We start from the raw sequence: 15,458 nt of genomic DNA, 5'->3' as shown, positions 1-15,458 counted from the left end.
GGGGGTGCAGGTCACACCCGGGACACGACCGTGCCCCGCCGCCGAGCCTAGGTCCGGCTGTGTTTATCCGGCAAAAGGCGGTCAGGACGCGGCCGTCCCGAGCCGGTCCTCCCGGCTGTAGGCCGTCAGCCGCGGCGCCCGGACGAAGGCCACCAGCGTCAGCCCCACGTCCCGGGCCAGGCCGACGGCGAGCGACGAGGGAGCGGAGACGGCGGACAGGACCGGCAGCCCCGCCATCGCGGCCTTCTGGGTCAGCTCGAAGCTCGCGCGCCCGCTCACCTGCAGCACGTGCCCGGACAGGGGGAGCAGGCCCGCGCGCGCCGCGGCCCCGATCACCTTGTCCACGGCGTTGTGCCGCCCGACGTCCTCGCGGACCAGCAGCGGGCGGCCGTCCGGCGTGAAGATCCCGGCCGCGTGCACCCCGCCCGTCCGCTCGAAGGCCGCCTGGTGCTCGCGCAGCCGGTCCGGCAGCGTCACGAGCACGGCGGGGTCGACCCGGACCGGGTCGGCTGCCACGTCGTGGGGGAGCCGGGTGCGGATGGCGTCGATGCCCGCCTTGCCGCAGACCCCGCACGAGGACGTGGTGTACGTCGAGCGGGTCGCGCTCGCCAGGGCCTGCGCCGACCCGGCTCCGGGGCGCAGCGTCACGTCCACCACGTTGTACGTCGGAGAGCCGTCCTCGCCCTCGTCCAGGCAGTGCATCATCCCGAGGACGTCGTCCGCGCAGGCCACGACCCCCTCGGTGAGCAGGAAGCCGAGGGCGAGGTCGAAGTCGTCGCCCGGCGTGCGCATGGTCACCGCCACCACCTCGCCCGCGACCCGCACCTCCAGCGGCTCCTCGACGGCGAGCGTGTCGGGCCGCGGACGGGCGCTCGCGGCGCCGTCGTCCACGACATACCTGGTCGCCGGCACCCGCGTCGTCACCCTGCCCATGCCGGTCAGCCTAGGGGCCGGCGCGGGGCCGCAGGGGGCTGGTCGAGCGGGACTCGCGGCACGCTCCGTGGTCGTGCGCTTGCCAGATGCCCTCTTGTTGGGTGGACTAGGCCCACCACCACGAGGTGGACCCCCGTCGGCGACGACGGGACGAACGGAAGGAACAGGACGACAGTGACCTCGACCGCGGAAGCGGCCGCCCAGGCAGCCCACTTCACCAAGCTCGGCCTCGCGCAGGGCACGGTGGTGCAAGAGCTCGGCTACGACGACGACGTCGACCTCGACCTGCGCAGCCGGCTCATGGAACAGGTCGGGGGGGATCTGGTCGACGGCGACCACGGTGACGTCGTCGACGTCGCGCTGCTGTGGTTCCGCGACGGCGACGACGACCTCACCGACGCAGTGGTGGACGCGCTCACCGACCTCGACGACGCCGGCTTCGTCATGCTGATGACCCCGCGGGCCGGACGGCCGGGCACGGTGGACGCCGCCGAGATCGCCGAGGCGGCCACGACCGCCGGGCTGCACGTCTCGGGCCAGCTGACCGCCTCCAAGGACTGGGCCGGCACCCGCCTGGTGCCGCAGGGTGCCAAGAAGCGCTGACCCGCCCCGCCTGGGACACTGGGCCGCATGAGCCAGACCCAGAGCCCCGCCGTGGGCACCCAGGCCCCTGACCTGACCCTCAAGAACCAGTTCGGCGAGGACGTCACCCTGTCGTCCTTCCGCGGGACCAAGAACGTCCTCCTGGTCTTCTATCCCTTCGCCTTCTCCGGGATCTGCACCGGAGAGCTGTGCGAGATCCGCGACGACCTCGGGCGCTTCCAGGATGACGACGTCCAGGTGCTCGCCATCTCCTGCGACCCCATGTTCACCCTGCGGGCGTGGGCGCAGGACCAGGGTTACGAGTTCCCGCTGCTGTCGGACTTCTGGCCCCACGGCAAGGTGGCGCAGGACTACGGCGTCTTCCTCGAGGGCGGCGGGCTGGCCAAGCGCGGCACCTTCCTCGTGGACAAGGACGGCACCATCGCCTGGGCCCTGGTCAACGAGCCCGGCGAGCGCCGCGAGTTCGCGGGCTACCACGAGGCCCTCGCGGCGCTGCGCGGCTGACCCCGCCGGTCCTGGCACAATGAACCACCGCGCCGCGCGGCCCGATCCGGGTGCGCGGCGCGTCGGGCCTGTAGCTCAGCTGGTAGAGCTCTGCGTTTACACCGCAGCGGTCGTCGGTTCGATCCCGGCCGGGCCCACATGGAGACCACACCCGCCGAGCTGCGCCTGGCCGATGTGCTCGCCACGCTGCGCGACCTCTATCCCGAGGAGTCCGCGCAGTCGTGGGACCGCGTCGGCCTGGTGACCGGCGACCCCGACCAGCCGGTGCGCCGGGTCCTGCTCGCGGTCGACCCCACCCTCGCCGTGATCGACGAGGCCGTCGAGGGCGGATACGACCTGCTCGTCACCCACCACCCGCTGCTGCTGCGCGGCGTCCACTCGGTCGCGACGACCACCGCCAAGGGCGCCGCCGTCACCCGCCTGGTCGTGGGCGACGTGGCGCTGTACTGCTCGCACACTCCCGCGGACGTCGCCGACGCGGGGGTCTCCCAGGCCCTCGCCGACGCCCTCGACCTGCGGCAGGTCGAGCCGCTGGTCCACGAGGAGGGACAACCCCTCGGCCGGGTCGGCGAGCTGCCGCAGGAGGTCACGCTGGAGGACCTCGCACGACGCCTGGCGGAGGTGCTGCCCCCGGCGCCGGTCGGGATCCGGGTGAGCGGTCCCCGCGAGGCCCGGGTGCGGCGGGTGGCCGTGCTCGGCGGCGCCGGGGACAGCGCCTTCGACGCGGTGCGCGCCGACGGCGCCGACGTCTACGTCACCGCGGACCTGCGTCACCACCCGGCCCTCGAGGCCCGGGAGGAGGCCCGCGCCGGCACGCCATACCTCGTGGACGCCGGCCACTTCGCCACCGAGCAGCTGTGGCTGCCCGTGCTGCGGGACCGCCTGCTGGCCACCCACCCCGCCCTGGAGGTGGAGCTGTCCACCCTCGTCACCGATCCCTGGACCTTCCTGGTCCCGACCCAAGGAGACCGCCCGTGAAGGCCGACCCCTCTCGCCAGTGGCGCCTGCTCGACCTCGCCGAGATCGACACCCGCCTGGACCAGATCGCGCACCGGCTGCGGTCGAGCGACGAGCAGCGCGACCTGGACGCCGCGACCGCCCGCCGGGCGGAGATCCAGACCGACCTGGTGCTGGCCCGCACCGCGGTCAGCGACGTCCAGCGCGAGATCACGCGCTCCGAGGACGAGGTCCAGATGGTGCGGGACCGGATGGCGCGCAACCAGTCCCGGCTCGACTCGGGCCAGGGCACGCCCAAGGACCTGCAGGCGCTGCAGCACGAGATCGAGTCCCTGCAGCGGCGCCAGGCCACCCTCGAGGACGTCGAGCTGGAGGTCATGGAGCGCGCCGAGCAGCTGCAGGTCACCCTGGACGGTCTCGAGGGACGAGCCCGCGAGCTGGACGCGGCCGTGACCGCGGCGACCGAGGCCCGCGACGCCCTGGTGCGGTCGCTGGAGAGCGAGCGCGAGCAGGTCTCCCGCCGCCGGGACGACGTGGCCGGAGGCGTCGGCGAGGAGCTGCTGGCGCTCTACGTCAAGATCCGCGAGACCGTCGGCGGGGCCGGTGCCGCCGCGCTGCGCCAGCGTCGCTGCGAGGGCTGCCACATGGAGCTCGGGCAGGTGGAGCTCAGCCGGATCCGGTCCGCGGCCGCCGACGACGTCGTCCGCTGCGAGGACTGCCGTCGCATCCTGGTGCGCACCGCCGAGTCCGGGCTCTGAGGGTCATGGCCGGACGACTGGTCGTCGAGGCCGACGGCGGCTCGCGGGGCAACCCCGGGGTGGCGGGCTACGGCGCGCTGGTGCGCGACGCCGCCACCGGCCGGGTCCTCGCGGAGCGCGCCGCGCCGCTGGGCAAGGCGAGCAACAACGTCGCGGAGTACTCCGGGCTGATCGCCGGCCTGGAGTCCGCCGCCCTCCTCGACCCCGGCGCCGACGTCGAGGTGCGGATGGACTCCAAGCTCGTGGTCGAGCAGATGTCCGGCCGCTGGAAGGTCAAGCACGAGGACATGCGGCGACTGGCCCTGCAGGCCCGCGAGCTGTGCGCGGCCCGGTCGGCGGCGGGCGGGTCGGTGACCTTCACCTGGATCCCGCGGGTGGAGAACAAGGCGGCGGACAAGCTGTCCAACGACGGCATGGACGGACACGCCGTCGACCGGCGGTATGACGAACCGGCGCAGGACGACCCGGCGCCCGACGCCCCTGCCGGGTCCGGCACCGGGGGAGGGGCTGCCGCGGCGGGCGCAGGGGTGGGCGGGCCGCACAGCGAGCCGGCGGCCGACACCATCGCGGCCCCGGCTACCCAGGACGAGCCCGACCTCACCCCGCCCACCCGGGTGCTGCTGGTGCGCCACGGGGTCACCCCGTGGACCGAACGGGCCAAGCTCGACGGCCGCGGCGGGGAGGACCCGGGACTGAGCCCGCAGGGCGAGGACCAGGCCGCCGACTGCGCCCGCGCCGTGCGCGCCCTCGTCGGGCGGGACGCCCGGGTCGTGACGAGCGGGCTCTGTCGCGCCCGGCGGACCGGGGCGGTGGTCGCCGAGCGGCTGGGCGTCCAGGTGGTCCAGGACGACCGCTTCGACGAGCAGGGCTTCGGCGACTGGGACGGCAAGTCGCTGGGCCAGCTGGCCGCCCGCTGGCCGGACGAGCTCGCGGCGCTGCGCACCGACCCGGCCTACGCCCGGCCCGGGGAGAGAGCCACGACCAGGTGCGCGAGCGGGTGCTGGCCGGGTGGGCCGACCTGGTCGCGGCCGGGGGGACGACCGTGCTGGTCGCCCACCGCACGCCCTTCCTGGTGATCCTGGCCGAGGTCCTGGGGATCCCGCACGACCGGCTGCGGCGGCTCGCGCTCGCGCCGGGCTCCCTGACCGGGATCGAGGTCTGGCGGGACGGCAACGCCCAGGTCAGCTTCGTCAACCGCACGGACCATCTGTGACGACCAGGCGCTGGGCGGCGTGGCGGCGCCCGTGACCGGCCTCAGTGCCGGGCGGTGACGTCCAGCACCCACGGGCGGCCCGGACGCGCCGGCTCGGTGGCCGCCGTCCGGAAGGTCCCGGCCGCGCCGTCGCCTGCCAGCGCCCGCGCCAGGGCCGGCACCGTCCGCGGCGTCGTGCCCAGCTCGCAGATCGCCCGGGCCACCAGCCCCCGGGTGTGCTTGGCCTGGTGCGAGGCCCCCGGCACCCGCACCTGCACCCAGCCGCGGGCCTGCTCCCCGGCCGGGGACCACGCGGCGGCATACACCGCGGAGCGGCAGTCCACGACCAGGCCGGTGCCGACGGCCCTGCCCAGCACCGGGGCCAGGCGCGGCCGCCACCACGCGGCCAGGGGTCCGAGCTCCCCGAGACTGACGCCCATCGACAGGCGGTAGGGCGCGACCCGGTCGCCGAGCCGCAGCGCCCCGCGCAACGCCGACTGGACCACGACCCACCGGCGCGCCCGCCGCAGGCCGGCCGGGGACAGCGAGGGGAGGTCCAGCGCGTCGTAGAGCACGCCCGTGTAGAGCTCGGCCACGGGCAGCGCGGGCGCGGTGTCCAGCACCAGGTTGCGGGCGATCTCGTCGAGCAGCCCGGGGGACACGTCGAGGCGGGCGGGCGCGTCGGGGGACGCGCTGACCCGGGCCAGCTCGTCCGCCACCTCGCGTCGGGCGCCCGTGAGCTCGGGCCAGCTCAGCGCCTCGGGCCGGGCGGGTCGACCGCGTCGTCGGGTGGCCTTGGTCTCCGAGGGCGGCAGCAGGATCAGCACCGGGGCAGCCTAGGACCCCTAGAGTGACGCCCATGGCTGCGACCCGCATCACCCTGAGCACCTCGCCGTCCGAGGAGCTGGTCCGCGCGTTCGACGCGATCCGAGCCGAGCTGGAGGTGCCGGAGGACTTCTCCTCGCAGGCGCTGGCCGAGGCCGAGCAGGTCGCGGGGCAGGGGCGGTCGGTCACCGCTGACCTGACCGACGTGCCGTTCTTCACCATCGACCCGGTGGGCTCGATGGACCTCGACCAGGCGATGCACCTGGAGCGCGACGGCGCGGGCGTCCGGGTGCGCTATGCCATCGCCGACGTGCCGCTGTGGGTCGACCCGGGCGGCGCGATCGACGCCGAGGCGCGGCGCCGCGGCCAGACGATCTATGCGCCCGACCACCGGACCCCGCTGCACCCCGCCCGCCTGAGCGAGGACGCCGCGAGCCTGCTGCCCGGGGTCGCGCGGCCCGCCTTCGTGTGGGACCTGCGCCTGAGCGCGGACGGGCAGGTGCGTCTGGAGTCCCTGGACCGGGCGATGGTCCGGTCCACCGCCCGGCTCGACTACGAGGGCGTCCAGCGGGACCTGGACACGGGCGCGGCCGCCGAGCCGATCCTGCTGCTGCGTGAGGTCGGCCTCGCCCGTCAGGCCCAGGAGCGCGCCCGCGGCGGTGCGAGCCTGCCCATGCCGGAGCAGGAGGTCCACGGCGACCCCGAGCACGGCTACACCCTGGAGCTGCGGCCCCTGGCGCCGGTGGAGGACTGGAACGCCCAGATCTCCCTGATGACCGGCATGGCGGCCGCCGCGGTGATGCTCGAGGGCGGTGTCGGGATCCTGCGCACGATGCCCCCGGCCGACCCCCGGGACGTCGCGCGCCTGCGCCGCCAGTGCGCGGCCCTGGGCGTCCCGTGGGCCGAGGAGGAGCCGTACGGCGAGCTGCTGCGGCGCCTCGACCGGCGTGACCCCCGCCACCTGGCCGTGATCCACGCCGCGACCAGCCTGTTCCGGGGTGCGTCCTACACCCCCTTCGACGGGGTGCGCCCGGAGCGGACGCAGCACTCGGCGCTGGCCGCCGACTACGCCCACGTCACCGCCCCGCTGCGGCGCCTGGTCGATCGCTTCGGCCTGGTGGTGTGCGAGGCGCTGGTCCAGGGGCGGGAGGTCCCCGGCTGGGCCCGGGCCGCGCTCCCCGAGCTGCCGGAGCTCATGAGGTCCTCGGACCGGCGCGCCAAGGCCGTGGAGCGGGCGTGCACCGATGCCGTCGAGGCCGCGGTCCTGGCGCCCCACGTCGGGCAGAGCTTCACCGCCTCCGTCGTGGAGGCCGGTCCCCAGGGTCCGGCCCTGGTCCAGCTGGTCGACCAGCCGGTCCTCGCACCTTGCCGAGGCGAGGCGCCGCTCGGCGAGACCGTGCAGGTCCGGCTGGTGGAGGCCTCGGTGGAGCGGCGGCGGGTGACCTTCGAGGCGGTCCCGTCAGGCGCCGTGGGCCGGCCCACCCCCTGATCGGTCCCGGGTCGCGCCGGCGGGTCGCTAGACTGACCGGCGGATGAGTCGGTCGGGCGATCGCGTCACCGTCAGGTGCCGAGGAACGTCCGGGCTTCACAGGGCAGGGTGGTGGCTAACGGCCACCCGGGGTGACCCGCGGGACAGTGCCACAGAGAACAGACCGCCTCCTCGGCCCCGGCCGCAGAGGTAAGGGTGAAACGGTGGTGCAAGAGACCACCAGCGGTGCAGGTGACTGCGCCGGCTAGGTAAACCCCACCCGAAGCAAGCTCAGACAGTGCACGCCCGAGGGTTGCCCGCCCGAGTGCACGGGTAGAGCGCTAGAGGTGTCCGGCAACGGCCACCCGAGATGGATGATCGCCCATCCTCCGTGAGGAGGTGGACAGAACCCGGCGTACAGACCGGCTCATCCACCATCTCGTCCCGCCCCGAGCCTGTGCCCGGGGCGGGGCGCCGGCCGTGAAGAGGAACAGCACATGCGACGGTGGGTGGCCTGCGCGGCGGTGGGCGGCGCCTATCTCCTGCTCGTCCTGGTCCTCCTCGCCACCGAGGGCACCGGCTGGCTCGTCGACCGCCGGCACACGCTGCGCTTCTGGCTGTATGCCGCGGCCTACGCCGGGCTGATCACGACGTGCGTGCTCGCCTGGCGGCGCGAGCGGTCCCGCCGGGGCGGGCTGCTGGGTCTCACCCTGGTGTGCTGGGTGGTCTACACGATCGGTGACCTGGTCAGCGACCTGTCCGTCGACGGCTACTACGCCTCGCAGCCCCAGCTCGCCGATCCCGGTGACGCGCTGATGCTCGGCGCGTACGCGCTGGGCCTGGTCGGCCTGACCCGGGTCGGCTGGCGGTCCCGCTCGCGCCTGTCCGTGGACCACCTCATCGACGCCGGCGTGGTGGTCGTGGCGATCGGGACCCTGGTGTGGGTCGCCATGCTCGTCCCCGCCCGCACGTCACCGGTCTTCGCCCTGGCTCCGGGCTCGGCGGTCGTGTGCGCCGCGTTCCCCGCGACCGACCTGGTGCTGGTGGCCCTCGCCGTGCTGCACGCGGTCAACCAGCGGCCCCGGACCTGGGTGGGCGTCGGCCTGGTGGCGGTGCCGCTGCTGCTCCTGCTGGCGGACGCGCTGACCTTCGGCAACCTCGTGCACCAGCGTCAGGAGCCGTTGCTCGCGCACGTGTCGTGGTTCCTCGCCTACGGCTGCGCGGCGGTCACCCTGATGCTGCCCCGGGGTCGCCCGCTGGCGCGCGTGTCGTTCGACCGGCCGGTGACCCGCCCGGCGCGCTCCACGGGGATCTACCTGCTCGGGCTGGTGCCGGCGGGGTGCTACGCGGGCGACCTGGTCGCCTCGGCGGGCACGGTGGAGCCGCAGCAGGCCCTGGCGCTGTCCATCGCCATGCTGGCGATGTTCGCCCTGCTGGTGGCCCGGGCGGCCGCGACGATGCGCCGCGCCGACGAGCAGTCCGACGACCTGGAGGTCATGGCGCGCAGCGACCACCTGACCGGTCTGCCCAACCGGCGCACCGGCGACGCCGAGCTGGCCCGTGCGGTGCAGCGGGCGACCCGCACGGGCGAGCCGCTGTGCGTGGCGATCCTGGACCTCGACCGGTTCAAGGCGTTCAACGACACCTACGGCCACCACGCGGGCGACGAGCTGCTGCTGGGCTGCGCCCACCGCTGGACCGAGCTGCTGGGCACCGGCGAGACCCTCGCACGGTACGGGGGCGAGGAGTTCATCCTCATCGCCCCGACCATGCCCACCTCGGCGACCATCGACCTCGTCGACCGGCTGCGGGCCGTGACTCCGCGCGGCCAGAGCTTCTCGGCGGGGATCGCGACCTGGCGCAAGGGCGAGTCCCCGGGCGACGTCGTCAGCCGCGCCGACGAGGCGCTGTACGCCGCCAAGGCGAACGGGCGCGCGCGCACCTATCTGTGGGAGTCCGACGAGGCGGACCGGGCGGCCTCGACGCCCGCCGCGGGATGGGAGCCGTCATGACGGGAGAGCGCGACGCCGTCTTCCGGTGGGCGATGCGGGTGGGCGCGGTGCTGCTGGTGGCCTACCTGTGGTTGCCCCCCGAGCTCCGCACGGTCCTGCTCGGGCTGGGCGGTCTGCTGATGCCGGGGTCGGTGCTGGTGGGCATGCGCCTGCACCGGCCGGCCAAGTCGGCGGTCTGGATCTGCCTGGCGGTGTGCGGGATCATCTGGGGCGCGACCATCCCGCGGCTGTCCAGCCTGGAACGGCCCGTGACCGGTCCCACCACGGTCCACGACCTGATCGTCGCCCTCGGCTATGTCGTCCTCATCGGTGGTCTGATCGGGTCGAGTCGGCGGCTCACCAACGACCGCACCGCCCAGCTGGCGGTCGACCTGATGATCTTCGCGATCGGGGCCTTCTCGGTGATCTGGTCCTTCGCCCTCGGCATCGGGGCGCCGACGGGCGTGCCCGTTGCCTCGCTGTCGTCGCCGCTGTTCGACCTGCTGGCCCTGGTCGCCGCCACCCGGTTGGTCGCGGTGGCCGGGGGCTCGGTCGCGTCGACCCTGCTGGTCGCCGGGCTGGGGATGATGGGGGCCGGCGACATCGGCGGCCTCCTGGTCAGGATGCACGACCCGGCCAGCGCCCCGGTGAGCGTGGCGGGCGTGCTCTTCCTCGCGGCATACCTCCTGGTCGGTGCCGCCGCCCTGCACCCGAGCATGGCCCGCATCAACAACAACCCGACCACCAACCCCACGGACCTGGAGCGGGTGCACCTGCTGTCCCTGAGCATCGCGGCGGTGCTGCCCCCGGCGATGCTCGTCCGGGAGCACCCTCACGCCGCTCTGGGGACGGCCGGCCCGTTGCTGGTGGCCTCGATGGTGGCCTTCGTGCTCGTCATCGTCCGCATCGAGCGGATGAAGTCGGTCGTGGAGCTGCAGCGGGTCCAGCTGCAGTCCCTGGCCCGCACCGACCACCTGACCTCGTTGCCCAACCGGCGCACCGGCGAGGCGGAGATGGGGCGGATGCTCGACGAGGCCATCGTGCAGGGATCGCCCCTGGTCGCGGCCCTGCTCGACCTCGACCACTTCAAGGACTACAACGACCGGCACGGCCACCCCGCGGGCGACCGCCTCCTGGAGGCGATGGCCTCGACCTGGCGGCGGAGCCTGCCACCGGACGTCTTCCTCAGCCGGCACGGCGGCGAGGAGTTCCTGCTGCTCGCCAAGGGCCGGCACCCCGAGAACGTCCGGCTGCTGCTCGAGGGCCTGCGGGGGGCCTCGACGACGGGTCAGACCTTCTCCGCCGGCGCGGCCGTGTGGGACGGGGTGGAGACCCTCGTCAGCCTCCTGCAGCGGGCCGACACGGCGTTGTATGCCGCGAAGGACGGCGGGCGCGACCAGGTGAGGTTCGCCCGCACCGAGCCCGTGGTGCTCGCCACCGACCGGTGGGGTGCCCGCGCGTCCTAGGCTGGGCGCATGCGACTGACTCACCTGGGCCACGCCTGTCTGCTCGTGGAGATGGCCGACAGCCGGATCCTGCTCGACCCCGGCACCCTCGCCCCGGGATGGGAGGAGCTGCGGGACCTGGACGCCGTCGTGATCACCCACCAGCACCCGGACCATGTCGACCCCGACCGGCTGCCGGCCCTGCGGGCGACGAACCCGGACGCGGCCTTCTGGGTGGAGGCCCAGGCCCGCGACCTGGTCCAGCTCGACGGGGCCGAGCCCTTCGTCGCCGGCACCGAGGTGCGCATCGGCGACGTCACCCTGCGCGGGGTGGGGGAGCAGCACGCGGTGATCAACGAGTTCCTCCCGCGGATCCGCAACACCGGAGCGGTCCTGCGCGCCGCGGGAGAGCCCACGCTGTTCCACCCCGGAGACGCCTACGACGCCGACCCCGGGGAGGTGGACGTGCTGGCCTTCCCGCTCAACGCGCCCTCGTGCGCGAGCAAGGAGACCCTCGGCTTCCTGCGCCGGATCGCCCCGAGGGTGGCGGTGCCGATCCACGACGGGCTGCTCGCGCGGCCGGGCCGCGAGATCTACCTCGGCCACGCCCGGGACTTCTCCCTCGAGCAGACCGAGGTGGTCGACCTCGCCGGCCAGGGCCCCCACGAGCTGTCCTGACCCGCCGACGGGCCGGCCTGGTCAGCGGCGGGGCGCCGCCTCGGAGGCGAGCACGGCGGCGCCGACGATCCCGGCGCTGTTGCGCAGCGCGGCGGGGACGATGGGGGTGCGGATGTCGAGCAGCGGCAGGAACTTGTCGGCCTTCTTGGACACCCCGCCGCCGACGACGAACAGGTCCGGCCAGAGCAGGTCCTCCAGGTGGCGGTAGTACCGCTGGAGCCGCTCGGCCCACTCCTGCCAGGACAGGTCCTTGGCCTCGGCGACGCCGCGGGAGGCCCGGGTCTCGGCGTCGTGGCCGTCGATCTCCAGGTGACCGAGCTCGGCGTTGGGGATCAGCCGCCCGTCGTGGACCAGCGCCACGCCGATGCCGGTGCCCAGGGTGGTGAGGATGACGAAGCCGTCCTTGCCCTTGGCCGCGCCGTACCTCACCTCGGCCAGGCCGGCGGCGTCCGCGTCGTTGACCACGTGCACCGGACGCCCGAGCCGCTCGGCGAACAGAGCCTCGGCGTCGCAGTCCAGCCAGGCCTTGTCGATGTTGGCGGCGGACCGGACCACGCCGTGGGTGACCACGCCGGGCACCGTGATGCCCACCGGGGTGTCCGGCCCGACCTCGTCGAACGACGCGATGATCGAGGCAATCACGTCGGCGACGGCTTCGGGGGTGGACTTCTCCGGGGTGGGGATCCGCACCCGCTCGGCGGCGAAGTCACCGGTGGTCAGGTCCACGGGTGCGCCCTTGATGCCGCTGCCGCCGACGTCGATGCCCAGCGGGTGGCTCTTCTTCGCAGTCATGCAGGACAGGGTATGCCGGTGACGAGCGGTCAGGTGCGCCCACGCCCCGCTACCGCCGTCGCACCCCGTCACACCTGGGTGAGGATCTCTGCGCCCGTCTCGGTGATCACGACGGTGTGCTCGAACTGCGCCGACCGGCTGCCGTCGGCGGTGACCACGGTCCAGCCGTCGTCCCACAGCTCCCAGTCGTCGTCGCCGCCGAGGGTGAGCATCGGCTCGACGGTGAAGGTCATGCCCGGCTCGATGACGGTGTCGTAGCGAGGCGCAGCGTCGTAGTGGGGGACGATCAGGCCGGAGTGGAACTCGGTGCCGATCCCGTGGCCGGTGTAGTCGCGGACGACGCCGTACCCGAATCGCTTGGCGTAAGACTCGATCACGCGGCCGATGACGTTGACCTCCCGGCCCGGGCGGGCTGCCTTGATGCCGCGCATCATCGCCTCGTGGGTGCGCTCGACCAGCAGCCGCGACTCCTCGTCGACGTCGCCGACGAGGTAGGTGGCGTCGGTGTCGCCGTGCACGCCGTCGAGGTAGACCGTGACGTCGAGGTTGACGATGTCGCCGTCCTGGAGCGGGCGGTCGTCGGGGATGCCGTGGCAGATGACCTCGTTGACCGACGTGCACAGCGACTTGGGGAAGCCCTTGTAGCCCAGTGGGCTCGGGTAGGCCCCCGCGGCGACCACGAACTCGTGGACGGCACGGTCGATCTCGTCGGTCGTCACGCCGGGGGCGACCAGCGCGGCGCCCACCGCCATCGCCTCCGCGGCCAGCCGCCCGGCGGCGCGCATCCGCTCGATGGTGGCGGCGTCCTTGACCAGTGCGTCACCGTCCTCGCGGATGTCCTCCCCGCGATCGACGTAGTGCGGCCGGACGATGGTGTCCGGGACGGCGAGGCGGGGGGAGACGGTGCCGGCGGTCAGAGGTGCGGCAGGGCGGGGGGAGGTCGGCATAGGGTGCAGTCTAGGGACCCCGCCGCCGGGGTCCTGCATCTCGCGACAGCAGCAGCACCCCACCACCGCAGCCCGAGGAGGAGCCATGGCCTACTGGTTCAACGTGAAGACCCGTCAGGTCGAGACCGACGAGAACCGCTCCCGCGACGAGGACGTCATGGGCCCCTACGCCACCGAGTCCGAGGCGCAGGCCGCGCTGGCCACGGCGCACGCGCGCACGGAGGCCTGGGACGAGGAGGACGAGCGTCGCGAGGACGAGGACGGCCACCGCCCCAATGCGCTCGGCTTGTGAGCCGCCTCGGCCACTGAGTCGGTGCGGCCACCAGATCCTCTCGCTCGTGTCGGCGGACCACCGTGCGACAGCACGAGGCCCGGTGCTCCAGGTGGAGCACCGGGCCTCGTGGGCTGCGGCCGTGGGCCGACCGTCAGGACTCTCGGTCAGGGGGCGTCCTGGCCGATCCGCTCGAGGGCGGCCTCCCAGCGAGCGGTGAGCGCGTCGTGGTCGGCACCCGCCGGAAGCTGGCTGTGGGTGAGGTCGAGCCTGGTGCTGTCCTCACCCTCCTTGGCGAGGTCGAGCTCGACCACGCTGGCGGGGGAGTCGGCGGAGTCGTCGGGGTGCCAGGAGAACCGGATCTGCTCCATCGGGTGGAAGCTGCGGGCGACGCCGTGCGTGCCGTCCGCCGCGCGCCAGGGCTCGCCCTTGGTGCCCAGCTCGCCGCCCTCGCCCAGGAGGGCCTCGGCACCGTGGGGCTTCATGAGGACGCCCCAGACGCTCTCGACGGAGTGGGGGACGACGCGGGACACGCTCACCTGATCAGCGACGGTGGTCTCGCTGCTCTGCTCAGTCATGACAGACCTCGATCCTGTCCGATCCTCGTTGACCGGCCCGGTAGGAACCGGCGTGAAGACACCGTACTCCGCAGGTGTCGGACGCGCGACGCGAGGGTGAATCGCCGGGATCGGCGCGGCGTAACGCGGGCGAAACATCGGTGAGGGAGGCTGGTGGCATGAATCGCCAGGAGGAGTTCGTCCTGCGCTCGATCGAGGAGCGCGACATCCGTTTCGTGCGGCTGTGGTTCACCGACGTGCTGGGGACGCTGAAGTCCGTGGCGATCTCGCCGGCCGAGCTGGAGGCGGCCTTCTCCGAGGGCATCGGCTTCGACGGCTCGGTGATCGAGGGCATGGCTCGGGTCAACGAGGCCGACATGCTCGCCAAGCCGGACCCCACGACCTTCCAGGTGCTGCCCTGGCGCGGCGAGTCTCCCGGCACCGCGAGGATGTTCTGCGACCTGATGTCGACCGACGGGGTGCCCTCGCTGGCCGACCCGCGGCACGTCCTGCACCGTCAGCTGACCAAGGCCGCCGACCTCGGGTTCACGTTCTACGTCCACCCGGAGATCGAGTTCTTCCTCTTCGAGCAGTCCGCGCCGGACTCCCGGCGGGTGAGCAACCCGCCCCGGCCGGTCGACGAGGGCGGCTACTTCGACCACCTCCCGCAGGGCACGGCCCACGACTTCCGCCGCGCGGCGATCACCATGCTCGAGTCGATGGGGATCTCGGTGGAGTTCAGCCACCACGAGGGCGCCCCGGGCCAGAACGAGATCGACCTGCGGTATGCCGACGCGATGAGCATGGCCGACAACATCATGACCTTCCGCACGGTGGTCAAGGAGGTCGCCCTGGAGCACGGCGTCTACGCGTCGTTCATGCCCAAGCCGCTGGCGGACCACCCGGGATCCGGGATGCACACCCACGTGTCGCTCTTCGAGGGCGACAACAACGCCTTCTACGAGGCCGGCGCGCGCTACCAGCTCTCCCGGCTGGGGCGGCAGTTCGTCGCCGGGCTGATGCGCCACGCCCCCGAGATCACCGCGGTCACCAACCAGTGGGTCAACTCCTACAAGCGCCTCTGGGGCGGGGGAGAGGCACCGGCCTACGTCTGCTGGGGACACGCCAACCGCTCGGCCATGGTCCGCGTCCCGATGTACAAGCCCACCAAGGGCCAGGCCACCCGCGTCGAGATCCGCACCATCGACACGGCGTGCAATCCCTACCTCACCTACTCGGTGCTGCTCGCCGCCGGCCTCAAGGGGATCGAGGAGGGCTACGAGCTGCCCGAGGAGGCCGAGGACGACGTCTGGGCCCTCACCGACGCCGAGCGCGCGGCCCTCGGGATCGCCCCGCTGCCGCGGTCCCTCGGCCGGGCGCTGGAGGTCATGGAGCGCTCCGACCTGGTGGCCGAGGCCCTCGGCGAGCACGTCTTCGACTACTTCCTGCGCAACAAGCGCGAGGAGTGGGAGGCCTACCGCGCACAGGTCACGCCGTACGAGCTGGAGCGGCTGCTGCCGCGCCTGTGACGCGCCGA

Annotated in this window: 17 protein-coding genes, 1 tRNA gene and 1 other RNA gene; 14 read left to right on the top strand and 5 right to left on the bottom strand. The window is 73.6% G+C overall.

Annotated features, from left to right (window positions below; translation table 11 throughout):
- Positions 1-81: 81 nt before the first annotated feature.
- Entirely contained in the window at positions 82-933 is an 852-nt protein-coding gene (fdhD, locus tag MM438_RS06780; protein ID WP_241451748.1) for a formate dehydrogenase accessory sulfurtransferase FdhD, read from the bottom strand.
- Positions 934-1,107: 174 nt separating this feature from the next.
- On the opposite strand from fdhD, the gene MM438_RS06775 reads away from it, so the two are divergent.
- From MM438_RS06775 to MM438_RS06745, 7 genes are all read left to right on the top strand, one after another.
- The gene (locus MM438_RS06775; protein ID WP_241451747.1) at positions 1,108-1,536 is read left to right on the top strand and encodes a DUF3052 domain-containing protein; all 429 of its coding nucleotides are present in this window, start codon (positions 1,108-1,110) and stop codon (positions 1,534-1,536) included.
- A 27-nt stretch (positions 1,537-1,563) separates the two neighbouring features.
- A complete protein-coding gene (locus MM438_RS06770) occupies positions 1,564-2,040 on the top strand; it encodes a peroxiredoxin (protein WP_241451746.1) in 477 nt (158 codons plus the stop codon).
- A 64-nt stretch (positions 2,041-2,104) separates the two neighbouring features.
- Positions 2,105-2,177 (top strand) — tRNA-Val (locus MM438_RS06765).
- 1 nt (position 2,178) lies between these two features.
- On the top strand, positions 2,179-3,018 hold the full coding sequence (locus MM438_RS06760) for a Nif3-like dinuclear metal center hexameric protein (protein ID WP_241451745.1): 840 nt from the start codon (positions 2,179-2,181) through the stop codon (positions 3,016-3,018).
- Positions 3,015-3,755 carry a zinc ribbon domain-containing protein gene (locus MM438_RS06755; RefSeq protein WP_241451744.1) on the top strand — a complete coding sequence of 247 codons (741 nt, stop codon included), beginning with the start codon at positions 3,015-3,017 and terminating at the stop codon, positions 3,753-3,755. The genes MM438_RS06760 and MM438_RS06755 overlap by 4 nt, the downstream gene beginning before the upstream one ends.
- A 5-nt stretch (positions 3,756-3,760) precedes the next feature.
- On the top strand, positions 3,761-4,831 hold the full coding sequence (locus MM438_RS06750) for a histidine phosphatase family protein (protein WP_241451743.1): 1,071 nt from the start codon (positions 3,761-3,763) through the stop codon (positions 4,829-4,831).
- Positions 4,741-4,968, top strand: coding sequence for a histidine phosphatase family protein (locus MM438_RS06745; RefSeq protein ID WP_338155517.1), 228 nt, complete (start codon positions 4,741-4,743; stop codon positions 4,966-4,968). The genes MM438_RS06750 and MM438_RS06745 overlap by 91 nt, the downstream gene beginning before the upstream one ends.
- Positions 4,969-5,009: 41 nt before the next feature.
- Here the strand turns inward: MM438_RS06745 and MM438_RS06740 are convergent, their stop codons facing one another.
- Positions 5,010-5,774: a YaaA family protein gene (locus tag MM438_RS06740; RefSeq protein ID WP_241451742.1), complete on the bottom strand. Its 765-nt coding sequence runs from the start codon at positions 5,772-5,774 to the stop codon at positions 5,010-5,012.
- 32 nt (positions 5,775-5,806) lie between these two features.
- Between MM438_RS06740 and MM438_RS06735 the strand changes: the two genes are divergently transcribed.
- The 5 genes from MM438_RS06735 to MM438_RS06715 all read left to right on the top strand — a co-directional run bounded on the left by MM438_RS06735 (position 5,807) and on the right by MM438_RS06715 (position 11,354).
- Positions 5,807-7,261 carry an RNB domain-containing ribonuclease gene (locus MM438_RS06735; RefSeq protein ID WP_241451741.1) on the top strand — a complete coding sequence of 485 codons (1,455 nt, stop codon included), beginning with the start codon at positions 5,807-5,809 and terminating at the stop codon, positions 7,259-7,261.
- 44 nt (positions 7,262-7,305) lie between these two features.
- An RNA gene (gene rnpB, locus MM438_RS06730) (RNase P RNA component class A) lies at positions 7,306-7,674 on the top strand.
- Between the two features lie 63 nt (positions 7,675-7,737).
- Positions 7,738-9,252, top strand: a complete 1,515-nt coding sequence (locus tag MM438_RS16270; protein WP_277627935.1) for a GGDEF domain-containing protein — start codon at positions 7,738-7,740, stop codon at positions 9,250-9,252.
- Positions 9,249-10,697: a GGDEF domain-containing protein gene (locus MM438_RS06720; protein WP_241451740.1), complete on the top strand. Its 1,449-nt coding sequence runs from the start codon at positions 9,249-9,251 to the stop codon at positions 10,695-10,697. Before MM438_RS16270 ends, MM438_RS06720 begins: the two co-directional genes overlap by 4 nt.
- A 9-nt stretch (positions 10,698-10,706) precedes the next feature.
- Positions 10,707-11,354 (top strand): MBL fold metallo-hydrolase, encoded by a 648-nt coding sequence (locus tag MM438_RS06715; protein WP_241451739.1) that lies wholly within the window; start codon positions 10,707-10,709, stop codon positions 11,352-11,354.
- A gap of 21 nt (positions 11,355-11,375) precedes the next feature.
- Here MM438_RS06715 and ppgK read toward each other — a convergent pair whose 3' ends face one another.
- Both ppgK and map read right to left on the bottom strand, forming a co-directional pair.
- Positions 11,376-12,146, bottom strand: a complete 771-nt coding sequence (gene ppgK, locus MM438_RS06710; protein ID WP_241451738.1) for a polyphosphate--glucose phosphotransferase — start codon at positions 12,144-12,146, stop codon at positions 11,376-11,378.
- A 68-nt stretch (positions 12,147-12,214) separates the two neighbouring features.
- Positions 12,215-13,093 (bottom strand): type I methionyl aminopeptidase, encoded by an 879-nt coding sequence (gene map / locus MM438_RS06705; RefSeq protein ID WP_241451737.1) that lies wholly within the window; start codon positions 13,091-13,093, stop codon positions 12,215-12,217.
- 85 nt (positions 13,094-13,178) lie between these two features.
- On the opposite strand from map, the gene MM438_RS06700 reads away from it, so the two are divergent.
- A complete protein-coding gene (locus MM438_RS06700) occupies positions 13,179-13,385 on the top strand; it encodes a methionine aminopeptidase (RefSeq protein ID WP_241451736.1) in 207 nt (68 codons plus the stop codon).
- 146 nt (positions 13,386-13,531) lie between these two features.
- Here MM438_RS06700 and MM438_RS06695 read toward each other — a convergent pair whose 3' ends face one another.
- Positions 13,532-13,942 carry an SRPBCC family protein gene (locus MM438_RS06695; RefSeq protein ID WP_241451735.1) on the bottom strand — a complete coding sequence of 137 codons (411 nt, stop codon included), beginning with the start codon at positions 13,940-13,942 and terminating at the stop codon, positions 13,532-13,534.
- Between the two features lie 158 nt (positions 13,943-14,100).
- Between MM438_RS06695 and glnA the strand changes: the two genes are divergently transcribed.
- The gene (gene glnA / locus MM438_RS06690; RefSeq protein WP_241451734.1) at positions 14,101-15,450 is read left to right on the top strand and encodes a type I glutamate--ammonia ligase; all 1,350 of its coding nucleotides are present in this window, start codon (positions 14,101-14,103) and stop codon (positions 15,448-15,450) included.
- Positions 15,451-15,458 lie beyond the last annotated feature (8 nt).

It is taken from the genome of Arsenicicoccus dermatophilus (genome assembly GCF_022568795.1).
GTDB classification, from domain to species: domain Bacteria; phylum Actinomycetota; class Actinomycetes; order Actinomycetales; family Dermatophilaceae; genus Arsenicicoccus; species Arsenicicoccus dermatophilus.
This window is presented reverse-complemented; position numbering and strand designations above follow the sequence as displayed.